Here is a 13,732-nt window from a genome sequence, read left to right on the forward strand (position 1 = left end):
CCCGATGTCTCAACCGCCCCCTGTGGCGGGCCGGTTCTTGCGGGAAACCGTGCGGCACAGCGCGGCACCCGCGGCTGCCGTGCTGGTGGTCAGCGTCCTGCTGGCCGCCACCGAGCTCGCGGTGCCCGCCGTATTCGGACGGACACTCGATCTGCTGGTGATGGGACGGCACGCACAGGCCGGAGTGTGGCTGGCTCTGTGTGTCGGCCTCACCACGGCCACTGTGGTGCTGGGCGCACTCGACGGTGTGGTGACCGCCGTGGGCGGCGCCCAGACGACCGCCCGGGTACGCAGAAGAGTCCTCGGACACCTTCTCGACTCGGGACCGCGTGCGGGTGAACGGTTCGCGCACGGCGATCTCGTGGCGCGGCTCGTCGGGAACGCCGCCCAGGCAGGGACCGTGCCGGTAGCGCTCGCCGCCTTGCTGGCCGCCGCCGTCACTCCCCTCGGCGCGCTGGTGGCACTGGCGCTCACCGACGTGTGGACGGCCCTCGTCGTGCTCACCGGAATGCCCGCACTGGCCCTGTTCCTCAAAGTGTTCGCCCGTGCCTTCGGCGACAGCGGCACCCGCTATCTGCGGGCCCAGGGCGAGATCGCGGGGCGTCTGACCGAGGCCCTGCGCGGCATCCGTACCATCGCCGCCGCCGGCACGTATGAACGGGATGCGGCCCGCGTCCTGGCGCCGCTGGCCGAGATGTCCCGGCAGGGGCACCGGCTCTGGCGGATCCTTGGCCGTTCCAGCGCCCAGAGCGCCGTGCTCCTGCCGCTGCTGCAGATCGCCGTACTGGCTGTCGCCGGACTGCGGGTCACGGCTGGGGAGTTGAGTGTCGGCGGCCTGCTGACCGCGTGGCGCTACGCCGTCCTGGCCACCGGCACCGGAGCACTCGTCGGCCACGTGAGCGCCCTGGTGCGCGGTCGAAGCGCGGCGACGCGGCTCGGCGAGGTGATCGACGGGCCCGTCACGGCGTATGGGCCGATCGCGCAGCTTCCACCGGGGAGCGGCGCACTGGAATTCCTCGGTGTCACTTCGCGCCGCGCGAACCGGGAGGTACTGAGCGGAATCGATCTGCGACTGCCGGGCGGTACCGCGGTCGCCGTCGTCGGGCGCTCCGGCAGCGGCAAGTCGGCCCTGGCCGCACTCGCGGGGCGGCTCGCCGACCCCGACACGGGCACAGTGCTCCTCGACGGCGTTCCGCTCACCTCACTCAGCCGCGAGGCGCTGCGCCGGGAGACGGGATTCGCGTTCGAGCGACCCGCGCTGCTGGGCCAGACGATCGGCGGCACGATCGCGTTCGGCGCGTACGACCCTGGGGAGGCGGCCGTGGTCGAGGCGGCCCGCGCCGCCTGTGCGGACGGATTCGTGCGCCGGCTGCCCAACGGCTACGACACCGCGTGCGCCGACGCGCCGCTGTCCGGCGGGGAGGCCCAACGCCTCGGCCTGGCACGAGCCTTTGCCCACCCCGGGCGGCTGCTCGTACTCGACGACGCCACGTCCAGCCTCGACGCCGTGACCGAACTGAAGGTGTCCCGCGCGCTCCTGTACGGCACCGGCACCCGCACCTGCTTGATCGTCGCCCACCGTGCTTCCACTGCGGCACGCGCGGACCTGGTCGTGTGGCTGGAGGACGGTGCGGTCCGCGCGGTGGCACCGCACGCGCGGCTGTGGCGTCTCGCGCGCTACCGGGAGGTCTTCGCGGGGGAGGCCGTGGATGCTGCCTGAGACAGTCCGGGCCGTTCTGCCCCATCTGCGCAGCACGCCACGAGCCGTCGTACGGCTGCTCGCCTGGTCGGTGCCGGAGATGGCGCAGACCTTCTTCCTCGGGTACGCGCTCGCCCGCGCGCTCGACGACGGGTTCCTGCGTGGCGAGCCCGGGGCCGGCATGGGGTGGCTGGCAGCGGCCGGACTCTCGGTGGTGCTCGCAGGGGTGGGGACGGACCGGGTGCATGTGGCGCTGGCCGCGATCGCCGAGCCGATGCGCGACGATCTCATCCGCCGGGTGGTGCACCGAGCGCTGCGGGACGCGGACGGCGCGGCGGTGTCCCGGCTGACGCATCAGACGGAGATCGCCCGCGACACCTTCGCGAACCTGCTGCTGGTGTCCCGCACCTTCGTGCTCTCGGCAGGTGCGGCGCTGGCCGGCCTGCTGGCGCTGGCACCCGTCCTGCTGTTGATCGTCCTCCCCCCACTGGCCGCCGGTCTCGTGCTGTTCGTGGCAACGCTGCGGCCGCTGGCCCGGCGCCAGGAGGCGTTCCTCGTCGCCGACGAGGTCATGGCGGCAGACGTGGGCGCCGCGGTGGCGGGGCTACGGGACATCGCGGCCTCCGGCGCCCAGCCGTGGGTGGCGGCGGACGCCGGCGCCGGGATCGACGGGGAACTGCGAGCGGCCCGCGCACTGGCCCGCTGGGGCACGCTGCGCGATCTGGCCGTCGGTGTCGCGGGTCACCTGCCCGTCGTTCTCCTGCTGGGTACCGCTCCCTGGCTGCTCGGCCGGGGCGTCACACCGGGCGCCCTCGTCGCGGCCCTCGCCTACCTCACCCAGGCCCTGCTTCCCGCCCTGGAGAACCTCATCCTGTCCCTCGGCACCACATCAGCCCGCCTCGCGGTCGTGCTGCGCCGCCTGGCACCCGAGGGGACATGCGGGACCACCAGAAGGCCCACGTCCGCGCAGGAGGCGGGGCACCCGGCCACCCTCCAACGCGCCCGCCAGGCCGACGCCATGCGAACCGCCACTGGATTGGGGCCGGGCCGGCAAGCGCACACACAGAAGGACGCCTTTACCGCCGTACCGGAAACCGGGCAGGCCGACTTTCAGCGCCCTGAGTCCAACCTTGCGCCCACACGGCACCCGCACGATGCCGCGGCGAGCCCGCCCGCGGTGTCTTTGCACAGCCTCACCTTCGCCTACGGTCCCCACGCCGAACCCGTTCTGCGCGGTCTGGACCTCGCCCTTCCCCCGGGCGGCCATCTCGCTGTGGCCGGGCCCAGCGGGATCGGGAAGTCCACCCTGGCCGCGCTGATCGCGGGAGTGCTCGTACCGGACCAGGGCGAGGTGCGGCTGTGCGGCCGGGACGTGCGCGAGCTGGGGCCGGGAGGCTTGGCGGCCCTGCGGGTGCTTGTGCCACAGGAGGCGTACGTGTTCTCGGGGACCGTAGGCGAGAACATCGCGTACTTGTGTCCCGAGCCACCCTCCGACGCCGCTCTCCTGGCCTCGTGCGCCGCCGTGGGGGCGGATGGGCTGGTCGGCCGCCTGGGCGGGCCCGAGGCACGGTTGGACCCACGGGCGCTGTCCGCCGGGGAACGGCAGCTGCTCGCACTGGCCCGAGCGCATCTCGCGTCGGCGCCCCTCGTGCTGCTCGACGAGGCCACCTGCCATCTCGATCCCGCGGCAGAAGCCCGCGCAGAGCAGGCATTCTTGGCGCGCCCCGGCGGTTCGTTGATCGTCGTCGCGCACCGCATCAGCTCGGCTCGCCGCGCCGCCCGCATCCTGGTCATGGACGGCACGGACACCGACTGCGGTACCCACGAGGACCTGCTCGCCCGTTCCCCGCTCTACCGCGACCTGGTGGGGAGCTGGGCCGACCGCTCACACCCAGCCCTCCTCCAACGAGATGCGTACGGCGTCGACCCGGTTACGGGCGCCGGTCTTACGGGTGATGGCCGCCATGTAGTTGCGCACGGTCCCGGCGGACAGGTGGAGCCTGTCAGCGATCTCCGTGATCGAGGCACCTTCCACGGCCAGTGACAGCACATTCAGCTCCCGTTGCGTCAGCGGCATTCGCGCGGCCTTGAGAAAGGCGAAGCCGAGCGAGTCGTCGGCGAACCGCTCACCGCCGGCGACCAGCCGGATGGCGGTCAGCAGCTGCTCCACTGTGCCGTCCTTGTTGAAGTAGCCGAAGGCCTGCGCCTGGACCGCGTGCCGCAGCGGGCCCGGCTTGTTCGCGGTGGCGAGTACCAGCAGTCGGCAGGGACCGGGACCGGACGGAGGCTGGTGGCCCGCTGTCGGCCCGCTCCCATTCCCGCTTCCGGGCCCACTCGCGGGGCGTCCTGGAGACGGCCCTGCGCTCTGAAGCTCTCCGAGTGGAGGCATGGTGGGTGGATCGGAGCAGTTCAAATCCGCCACGCACACGTCTGGGCATAAGGATCGCGCACGCGCCGACGCCGTGCGCCACCGTGTATGGAAAACCTCCAGGTCCAATTCTCGGGCCAGCCGGTCCGCCAGAGCCGACCGCAGCAGACGTTCATCGTGCACCAGAAGTAACCGGATCACGCCCCGTCCTTCGGTAGTTCCGCTGAACCATCCCCTCGCCCCATGTGCGCCCGGACTATGGGTGGTTACCCGCTGCACAGCGGCCAGGACGCGGTGAGACCGAGGGCCGCCCACCCGAATGAATGGGCGTACGAATGTATGAGACACAGGAGTGCTGAGAGATGTGCTCGGCGTCTCGACTCATCCGCAGGCGGGCCTCGTTGGTCTCCGGTCGTGCCGCACTGGAAGGGAGGGTGGGTGGGGTGGCGATGAAGTGCTTGTCACGGGGCATGGCCCCCGGGAGGCCGATTCGGGGGCGTGCGGTCAGCGCTTGGCCCGGTGGTTGTCACTGGGCCGACGGCCGGGGGTCACGCGACCCTGAAGGCCCGTCCGCTTGGGGCGGCTAGGAGGTCGGCGTGCGCGCAGGCCTGCAGATCTCCGACGATGGCGAGGACTCGGCCCGGGACGAGCGCGGTGGGACCGGCTGAGCCGGTCCGTCCCGGGCCGATTCCTGTCCGGCCTCCCGCATGATCTCCAGCCGCGAGCTGTGGCATGAACGGTGACGACGCCCCGGCGGTTATGGCGTCCGGTGAAGGCAAGGTGGGTGTCCGGGGGGGGCCGACCGGCCTCGCGGCCGCTACCACCAGCGAGAAGAGACCAAGATCAAGGGGATGACCCACCGCTTCTCGCGGAAGTCCTCGGGCTCGACGAGCAAGACCGCCATGGGCTATGGGGACTTCGCGCGGGGCCCGATGGAGGAACCGCGCCGGCCGGATTGATACGCGGTACGCGGGGTGCGTCCGGCGTACTGCCCCCTCACAGGATCCCGTCGTCGCGCTCGCCGTCGTGGCGCGGTCCCCGAGTAAGCCGGTGCCAAGGCGAGTTGGACGTCTCGGGGCCGACCGGCCTCACGGCCGCGATGGCCCCCTGCGGTTGTGGCGTCTGTGCGATCCGGCTCAGGTGGCCTGGGGCCACGACCGCAGCTGGGCGGCGATCCGGGCGGCAGTGCAGGCGGGATCGCGCAGCAGGTCGCGGAGGGCGACGGCGTCTTCACGCGTGGGCTTGACCGGGATCCCGGAAGCCTCCAGGTACATCACACCCGTCGCCGCGGCCACAGCCATGTTCGAGCGTTCCAGCCAGCGGCAGCGCCCGAGGATGTGCACCAGCGCGGCGGCCCGTGCATAGGGGCCGTCGTAGACGGGCGTATCCAGCAGTTCGGCCCGGTGGCAGGCGACCGCGGCCACCGGCACCCCGTAGTCGTCGGGAGCGGGGTCTGCCGCACCCGCGATCTCCGCGACCTGCAGGACCCAAGGGACGTCGATGTACAGGTCCATTACGCGGCGTGTGCCCCCGAGCGCCGGTCGGCGTCTTCGACCTCGTCGAAGACCGCCTGATGCTCGTCCAGAAAGCGCCTCGCGGCGTCCAGGCCCCGCTGCCGCAGTCCGTCGACGTCCTCCCGCACGAGAGCCGCGATGTAGTCGCCGACGCTCATGCCGCGGTCCTTGGCCCGGGCCGTGGCCAGTTCCGCGATCTCGTCGTCGACACGCCAGCCCTTCTGTGTCTTCGCCATTCCCGGATGGTAACAGCTGGTACCAGGGCGTGGTAATCCCTCTCCTTGGAAGACGGTGACCATGTGGAGCCCATCCGGCCGCGGCCGGATGCCGCCCGCCCCGCACGAGCGGTTCCCATGATCTGGAAGGCGTGATCCGACGGCGGCCGCACCGGCACGCTGATCACTTGGCCCGGCCGTCAGGGCGGCATTGGGCGCCAGACTCGGCCAGCGGCCTGCACGCAGGAGATCGCCGCACTCAGCGCTCGCCTCAGGGGGCTCACGAGCGGCACCTCACCGGCGCTGAGGTGCTCGAGCCTGCCTCCGCCTTCTCTGCCCGGTCGCCGGTCCCGGCCGGCCCGTGGCAGCCGAGATCGATCAGGCGACCGTCTCACAAGTGGGCGGCTGGGCCGACGGTCCGGTGTTGCGGGACCGGCCACTGTCGAGGCAGGACAGTGGGACACAGCGGATCGGGCGTGCCGGTGGGTCGAGACCGAAGTCAACTCGTCGAACGACAATCCGCTGTTCCACGTCCCATCCGGGACAGCTCGTCCTCGTCAAACCATCTGCTAGGCCATCGGCTGGGAGGGGGACGTCTGCTGGGCGGCGGGTGCGGGTGCAGAGTCGACCGGGGCAGGAGCAGGAGCGACCTCAGCCGGACCCCCCGCAGCGGGAGTGCCAGGAGCTGATGAGGCAGAAGGTCCCTGATTCATCCCCGTCTGTGACGGGCTCAGGCTTCCCGGCGGCTGCTGGCCGGCATCGCCTGGACCCGCCAACTGCTGCTGTGAAGCCCACGCATCAGCCTTCCCCGCGCCCTGCGGAGCCCCCCTGTCCGACACAGCCTGCTGGGCTGTCGGCAGTGTGCTTTGCGCCGCCGGGGCGGGAGTCGCAGCTCCAGGCGCATGGGAGGGGTCCTGCAAGCTGTTCCAGCTGGGTGTGCCTGTCCAAGCGCCCTGAGTCGATGCGGCCGGAGCGGGTGCGGTGGCTTGCGGGTGGGTGGACGGCTGGTCCTGCCGCTGCTCATCGCTGAGAGGTGCCGAATCTGAGGGGGCTCCGCTCGTGACGGGTGCCACGGGCGGGTCGGCCGGTGCCGGGGTGCCATCGTGGGCGCTGTCGCCTTGGCCACCGCCGTTTCCGGGCTGCTGGTTGCTGTCGCTCACAGGCGGAGCGGAAGCCTGAGTGGGCTCCGCCTGATCCTGAGCCGGCGGCGTGTGGTCCACCGCGTTGTCGTTGTCCGGCGCGCCTGGCGTCATGGAACTGCCAGGGGTGTGAGCGTCGCCCGTGCCTACGCCTGCCCCCACTGCGGGGGACCCGGCCTTGCTGTCACTGCTCGACGGCTCCCCGTTCTGCCCGGGCACCTGGGACAGGGGCTGGGTCAAGTTGGCTGCCGACGCTGTCTGTTCCGGCTCCGGATTGTCGTCGCTGCCGAAGCCCGCCGCCCGCGGCTTCCTCACCTGCGAACCGGACGAATCGCCCTGCTGCTGCGACTGACCGTCCACGCCTGCCGTCCCGTTGCTCTGCCGCACGCCCGACAGATTGGCCGGCGTTGCTGAGACCTGGCTCTGCGGGCCTGGGTCAGGGTCTTTGAACGTACCCGAGGAATTCGATGCCAGCTGTTTCAGAATGCTCTCGTACTTACTGGACTGCTCATCCACGATATTCCGTCCACCGGACGTTCCGGGCTGGTTCGCCAGTGACCTGCCCAGACGATACTGGTCAAGGAAATCTTGTGCATCCTGGGGGGAAGAGATGAACCGCGACACCTTGTATCTCGAATTTCCGCCGATGTCGATGGTGAGCGGAGTACCCTGCAGCCCGACAGAGCCGCCGCCCCCCCTCTCTTTGGTGGGCACCCATTCCCAGTATGTTCTACCGGAATTGGCGTCCTGCAGATGTTCCGCCGGCGTCCAGAAACCGGCATTATCGACGACCGGAAGTACCGCACGTTTCAGGAGGCCGTTCTGTATGGACTTGAGAGCTTCCTTGGAGTCCCTCCGATTTTGAACGGCATCGTCAAAACCGTACCCCAGCCGCTCCCTGTCCGGCGGGCCGAACTGCTGGCCACCATACAAATAGGCGTCGTCAGGGATCTTGCCGTCTTCGCCCCTATAGGGCGTGGTGTATTCAAATAGACTTACCGCATCCAGCTTCCCCCAGTAGCCCCGATATTTACTGTAGACGGATTCGGCTATTTGCTGCAGTTGCTTCTGACGGTCGGGGGCATTCGCGGGAACTCCTGCGGCCTGCTTGTCGAACTCCGCATACGCTTTGTTCTCCCAGCCCTTATAGGAATCATTTGCCCACTCGCTGGCGGGCGCCTCCCCCGGAAGGATCTTTTCGGCGATATCGCCGCAATGATCCTTGCACAGGTTCTTTCCGAGCTCCTTCCCACCCTCTCCCAGGACCTTTAAGACCGGCTTCGGGATTGAGACTGCACTGGCGGGGCTCGCGCCGATCACCCCAACACCAAGCGCGGCCCCAAGGGTCAGACTCGAGACAACATATCGGTTTGCCACGAAAGCCGAACCCTCGCGCGCCTTTTTATGGCGTGCCACCAATTACCCTCCTTGCAGATCGAAATGGTATCCGGATCGCCACAGACTGATCTTCGCCTTAGTTCCGGCCGCTTTAGCGCCGTCTCCAGACAGCGCGGCCCGGGGTGATTATTCGCACCGCAATGAGTGACGAATGGTGAGCGTTCCAGACGGGCGCGCGAGACGCACCGTCAACAAGAAAACCATATGCGACCAGGTGTGTCACATTCATTTCGCGGCACACGTTGTTACGCTAAGGCTGACGTGATATACATCATGTCAAAGAAGGCACAAAAAGCGGCAGGTGTGCACGTAAAAGATTGCGCACCGTATAACAAATCTGCAGGCTCGGAAACTGCACAGCGTCACTGAAGCCAGATAGCACCCCTAATGCCATGCGACGCACATCACATTCCTGTCGGCGACCGAACCTCCACGGACCGGCAAGGCCGGTGAGCCGTTCCAGAAGATCTGTCGCCTCTGGTGCCCCCATTGGCGACGGTCGTCAGGTGTGTGCGTCGTCCCCTCTGTAGGGCCGAGTGGCCTAGCACGGGCGGGACTTGACGGTTCCGGCCCGTTCCGAGCAGTTGGGCCGCCTCGCTTTGTGCTGCGGCGGCCCCGGAGATCTGCTCCGCCCAATGCCTTGCCATCACCGGCTCACGGATCGTGGACATCCCTCACTTCGATCTCGCACGCGAGGCCCGAGAACGCCGCGAGCCGCTCCTTCACCGCGCCGCGGACATCACCAGCCAGCGACACCTGTAACTCGGTGGTTGCGTCAGCGTCATCCGAGCGGCTGACGGAAACCTGGAAGAGGTACGGATCCACCGTCCTCAGCACTTCGAGAACCTCAGCGTGGATATCGTTCCGCACCGTCGCCGAGACTTGTGTACGGGCAGTCATGGTCGTCTCCCTTGCGGTAGCCCTCTCCAGCATTACCCCGCGCTGCAACCCACGCATGCGGGCTGCGCCTCCGGACGCGGATGCCCGACGGACGCACTCAAGCCCGCCTCAACCCCGTTCCGCGTCTTCCCCACGTCTTTCCGCGCGTACGGCGGCACCGCAGCCCGCACATCGCGGGTGTGAGGTCCCGCCAGGGCCAACGGCGCAGTCTCCCAGGTGCGAGCCTGTGCCGGAGCCCACTTGGTATGGACGGGTGGCCCGTACCGGTCCCGCAGTTCCTGGCCCCTGTCGTGTGCCTGGTCCACCGCACGCCGCACCGCGACGAGTTCATCAAGAGTGCCGGCGACGTGCCCGCGTCCTGCAGCCGAAGCCCGCCCGGGGCTGACGCGCCACGCCGTTCCTCAGCGGCCAGACTGGGGCGAGGGCTTCCATTCACTCGCACGTGATCACGTTCCGGACGCATTTCCCGCACCGTGTCTTCATAGACGCCCATGATGCAGTCCACACGTGACTGGTCCTTGGGGCGACACGTTGCGCCCCCACAATCACCATGCTCGCCGCTTGTCGCTGGCCCCAGTCACGCCATCGGCTGCGTGGCGTACAGGTTTCGGACGCGGCTGCTGAGGGCGTCACATGCCTCGTTCACTACCGACCCCACTGACCGAAAGTCGACCTCATCCTGTTTCACGGCCTCGGTCACGGCCAGATCGATGGCTTCCATCGCCCGCCAGACCCGGTCCCGCACGACGTCGTCGAGAATTAAGCCCACGTTGGTGTGCAAGGCGCCCTCGGCAGCTTCCAGCGTCTCGTTCGCAGCACGGAGTTCACCCTCTGGGCTGGGCCTGTTCTGGGCCTGCGCCTCACGAACTTCACGGGCAGCGGCGACGAAGCAGAACAGTTGCTCCCTATAGGCGTGAAGCTTCATATTGGTTTCGATCAAATTTTGTAACTCGAAATCCACTCGGCGCTGTTCTGCGGCAGCAGCCGCCTCTGCGGCTGTCTCTGCGCGCCGTCGTCTGTGTGCCAGCCATCCGCTGACCTGCGTCGCCAGGCCCGCGATAAAGAACGCCGCGACGCCCCACCAGAACTTCCATCCCTCCATGGTCTGAAGTGCAAGGAAAAACGCTGCGACACCCCACCAGAACTTCCATCCCTCCATGGCTCGGAGTGTATGGCTGGGCCTCACTGGATCGGTGGCACGCAGCAGCGAACATCCACTGCGAGGCAGGCGCACTCCCATCGGGATCATAGGTGGAACCTATGCTCAGACCGCAGAGGATTGTGACCAGCCGTGATTGAGAACCTTGCGTGACGCTCCAGCGCAACGCCGCAGCTCAAACACCTCGATCACGCACGAACAGACTCACCTTTCAATAGCTTATCCGATCAAGCGACAAATCACTCACTTGGTTTGTCTGCTCGTCACGGCAAGTCGCCGTAATGATCTTTATCCGTGCGTCTGGTCTGCGTGAAAGACCCCGACGGGAGTCTGACCAGTTATGAAAGCGAGTTACTAATGGAGTGGCGGCAGCGCCGGCGGTGGGCCGGTGGGATGTCTTTGGCGTTATCGAGTGCGTTGGCGGCGTCGCTCGCGGCGACGGGTGTGGTGTCGTCGGCGTGGGCTGATGCCGGGGATGGTCAGGCGACGGTTCGTGTGGTGCGGGAGGTGAACGCGAACGGTCGATGGGACTCGGTGCTGGAGCCGGGCTGGGCCGGGGTCCAGGTCGTGCTGACCGATGACGCGGGCAACTCGGTCACCGGGACCACGGATGCGAACGGTGTGGTGAAGCTGGACCCGGGCAGCAGTCTGTCGAAGGGGAAGTACCGGATCGAGGTGAAGAACCCGGATCCGAAGGTGTATTCGCCCGGCCAGGCTTCGCCACGGACGGATCTGCTGGACCGGACCGTGCTGTCCTCGAACGTGGAGTTCGTGGACCTCTCCGGCGGCAAGAACGTGGAGATCACGACCTCCTTCTGGAGCCCGGAGGACTACTGCCAGGGGAATGTCCGACTGGCTGCCGTCTGCCAGAACGCCAACATTCCGACTGCCGCGCCGCCGAGCAAGCGCACGCTGTCGTCGTTCACGTTCAACACGCGCGGTGACGCCGTTGCAAACCCTGGCCTGGTCACGGACTTGTCGACTGAGGCGGAGACTGGCACGCAGTGGGGGCTTGGTTACAACAAGGTGACCAGGCAGCTGTTCACGTCCGCGTACGCGAAGCGGGGCACCAAGTACGGTCCCGGCGGACCCGGCGCGATCTACCGGACCAACCCGGCCACTGGGGCCACCGCGTTGTTCACCCGGGTCCCCAACCCCGGCACCACGCCACACCAGCCGGATGTCAACATGGACTTGGCGTTCGGTTCGGTGGTGGGCAAGGAGTCGCTGGGTGACCTGGACATCACCCCGGACGGCAAGGACCTGTTCGTCGTCAACCTGCACGACCGCAGGCTCTACCGCTATGACGCCATGCAGGCCACCGCCGCCGCGCCGAAGGCCTCCTACTCCATCCCGGACCCGGGCTGTGCCGCGGCCGGTGACTGGCGCCCCTTCGGCCTGGGTATCCAGGACGGCAAGGTGTTTGTCGGCGGTGTGTGCTCGGCGCAGTCCACCGGCCGCAAGGCCGATCTGCGGGCTGTCGTGTGGGAATTCGACCGGACCACGGGTCAGTTCACCAACACGGTCATGGACCAGCCGCTGACCTACCCCCACTACGCCCTCTCGCCACCCGCCGCGGACTTCTGCCGCGGCCGCACCTGGTACCCGTGGACCAACACCCGGCCCGCGACCCAGGACGGCGTGGCCTGCCCCCCTGGTGGGATCGCGAATCCGGAGCCGGAACTCTCCGACATCGACTTCGAGACCAACGGCGACATGGTCGTCAGCTTCGCCGACCGCTTCCCCGACCGCACCGGCTGGGCCCTGCCCGATCTCCCCGGCTACCCGGCGACGACCACATTCCAGGGCGGTGACATCAACCGGGCCTGCCGCGGCGCCAACCACATGTTCGTCCTGGACGGCAACGGCGCCTGCACCAACAACGCCACCGCAGCCACCGCCGGCGTATCCCAGCCCCTGGACGTACAGGAGTTCTACCCCGGCGACCACGTGTCCGGGTACAACGGGATTCACTCGGAAACCGCTCAGGGTTCGGTGGCCATCTCCAAAGTGGAGACCACCATGCCCCTCATCTCGGAGGACCCCATCCTGGACCCGGTCACCGGGCACGGCCTGCACTGGCTCAACCGCAGCAACGGCACCCGCGTGTCCGAGGACAACACCAGTGGTCTGTACATGAACGCCGACTTCGGCAAGGCACGCGGCATGGGTGACCTGGAGACGATGTGTGATCAGGCGCCGTTGCAGTTGGGTAACCGGGTGTGGCAGGACACGGATGAGGACGGTATCCAGGATCCGGGTGAGCAGCCGTTGGTGGGTGCGACGGTGAATCTGTATGACGCCGACGGCAACAAGATCGGCACCACGGTCACCAACTCACGGGGTGAGTACTACTTCGACTCCACGATCACCAAGAACGTGGCGGCCGAGGACCTGCAGTACGGCCGGACGTACACCATCAAGATGGACAACCCGGCCGACTACCAGGCCGGCGGAGTCCTGGAGGGCTCGTCGCCTACCCGTCCGAACGTCGGCGACAACGAGCAGATCGACTCCAACGGCGAGACCGGCGGCAGCCCGTTCCCGGCCATCACCGTCACCCCGCAGGGCGCGGGGCAGAACAACCACAGCGGCGACTTCGGGTTCACCAAGTCCAGCGTCGACCTGGGCGTCGACAAGACCGCCCCCGCCAAGGTCCTGGGCGGAGCGGCCATCGAATACCAGGTCACCGTCACCAACAACGGCCCCAACGACTCGACCGGCTGGAAGGTGACCGACCCCATCCCGGCCGGGATCACCGACGCCCGTACCGCCGACCCCGGGTGCAGCATCAACAACCAGATCCTCACCTGCACCGGCGGTCCGCTCAAGGTGGGGCAGAGCCACATCATCACCGTCCGCGGACTGGCCCCGAACCCGCCCGTCGACACGATGATCGAGAACTGTGCGGTGGTCATGGGCAACGAGCCCGACCCCAACCCCAGCAACGACAAGGCGTGTGACCCGACCGAGATCGACGTCCCCGTCATCGACCCGGCCATCGGCACCACCACCGCCGCCGCACTCCTGACCCTCACCGGCACCCTCTACCACCACCGCCGACGCCACACCATCGAAAGGACCCGATAAACACCATCGACGCATCCAACCCCCCTCTGACTGACGCCTGGTCCTCCCCCGCACCCGCTGGGGAGGACCAGGCGTTGATATCGCCAGTCGGGGGAGCCATCGTCATATCTGGTGCAAAGGTCTCACCGGCTGCGTGCCCGTCTTGAGCCTCCTTAGCCCTGGCTATTCAGCGGAATTGGTTGAGCTGACAGCCTGACAGCAGAAAGGTGCCGTTGACCTGCGAGGATGCGAGTGTCTACGTCGTATCCGC

General features: G+C 68.0%; 8 protein-coding genes and 1 pseudogene. 3 read left to right on the forward strand and 6 right to left on the reverse strand.

All coding sequences use genetic code 11. From position 1 onward, the window contains the following. Positions 1–4 precede the first annotated feature (4 nt). Together ABIE67_RS49495 and ABIE67_RS49500 are read left to right on the forward strand one after the other, a co-directional pair. Positions 5–1,720, forward strand: a complete 1,716-nt coding sequence (locus ABIE67_RS49495; protein ID WP_370271024.1) for an ABC transporter ATP-binding protein — start codon at positions 5–7, stop codon at positions 1,718–1,720. Next, positions 1,710–3,743, forward strand: coding sequence for an ATP-binding cassette domain-containing protein (locus tag ABIE67_RS49500; protein ID WP_370271025.1), 2,034 nt, complete (start codon positions 1,710–1,712; stop codon positions 3,741–3,743). The genes ABIE67_RS49495 and ABIE67_RS49500 overlap by 11 nt, the downstream gene beginning before the upstream one ends. Here ABIE67_RS49500 and ABIE67_RS49505 read toward each other — a convergent pair. The 6 genes and pseudogenes from ABIE67_RS49505 to ABIE67_RS49530 form a co-directional block, all read right to left on the reverse strand. Beyond that, positions 3,669–4,088: pseudogene (locus tag ABIE67_RS49505) on the reverse strand (LuxR C-terminal-related transcriptional regulator); the annotation flags it as partial. The gene ABIE67_RS49500 and the pseudogene ABIE67_RS49505 overlap by 75 nt on opposite strands. 1,115 nt (positions 4,089–5,203) lie before the next feature. After that, the gene (locus ABIE67_RS49510) at positions 5,204–5,581 is read right to left on the reverse strand and encodes a fic family toxin-antitoxin system, toxin component (protein WP_370271026.1); all 378 of its coding nucleotides are present in this window, start codon (positions 5,579–5,581) and stop codon (positions 5,204–5,206) included. Next, on the reverse strand, positions 5,581–5,817 hold the full coding sequence (locus tag ABIE67_RS49515) for a hypothetical protein (RefSeq protein ID WP_370271027.1): 237 nt from the start codon (positions 5,815–5,817) through the stop codon (positions 5,581–5,583). The genes ABIE67_RS49510 and ABIE67_RS49515 overlap by 1 nt, the downstream gene beginning before the upstream one ends. Positions 5,818–6,365: 548 nt before the next feature. After that, positions 6,366–8,354, reverse strand: coding sequence for a hypothetical protein (locus tag ABIE67_RS49520; protein ID WP_370271028.1), 1,989 nt, complete (start codon positions 8,352–8,354; stop codon positions 6,366–6,368). A 633-nt stretch (positions 8,355–8,987) separates the two neighbouring features. Beyond that, positions 8,988–9,233 carry a hypothetical protein gene (locus ABIE67_RS49525; protein ID WP_370271029.1) on the reverse strand — a complete coding sequence of 82 codons (246 nt, stop codon included), beginning with the start codon at positions 9,231–9,233 and terminating at the stop codon, positions 8,988–8,990. A 577-nt stretch (positions 9,234–9,810) separates the two neighbouring features. Further along, positions 9,811–10,392: a hypothetical protein gene (locus ABIE67_RS49530; protein ID WP_370271031.1), complete on the reverse strand. Its 582-nt coding sequence runs from the start codon at positions 10,390–10,392 to the stop codon at positions 9,811–9,813. A 507-nt stretch (positions 10,393–10,899) separates the two neighbouring features. Here ABIE67_RS49530 and ABIE67_RS49535 point away from each other — a divergent pair. Continuing rightward, complete coding sequence (locus ABIE67_RS49535; RefSeq protein ID WP_370271033.1) at positions 10,900–13,482, forward strand: SdrD B-like domain-containing protein; 2,583 nt, start codon at positions 10,900–10,902, stop codon at positions 13,480–13,482. Positions 13,483–13,732: the final 250 nt, after the last annotated feature.

This window comes from Streptomyces sp. V4I8, from assembly GCF_041261225.1.
Classification (GTDB): Bacteria; Actinomycetota; Actinomycetes; order Streptomycetales; family Streptomycetaceae; genus Streptomyces.

Bases quoted from the DNA above. Each gene is read 5' to 3' on its own strand.
- ABIE67_RS49500 (WP_370271025.1), top strand. From the start codon at position 1,710: ATGCTGCCTGAGACAGTCCGGGCCGTTCTGCCCCATCTGCGCAGCACG.
- ABIE67_RS49495 (WP_370271024.1), top strand. From the start codon at position 5: ATGTCTCAACCGCCCCCTGTGGCGGGCCGGTTCTTGCGGGAAACCGTG.
- ABIE67_RS49515 (WP_370271027.1), bottom strand. From the start codon at position 5,817: ATGGCGAAGACACAGAAGGGCTGGCGTGTCGACGACGAGATCGCGGAA.
- ABIE67_RS49525 (WP_370271029.1), bottom strand. From the start codon at position 9,233: ATGACTGCCCGTACACAAGTCTCGGCGACGGTGCGGAACGATATCCAC.
- ABIE67_RS49510 (WP_370271026.1), bottom strand. From the start codon at position 5,581: ATGGACCTGTACATCGACGTCCCTTGGGTCCTGCAGGTCGCGGAGATC.
- ABIE67_RS49530 (WP_370271031.1), bottom strand. From the start codon at position 10,392: ATGGAGGGATGGAAGTTCTGGTGGGGTGTCGCAGCGTTTTTCCTTGCA.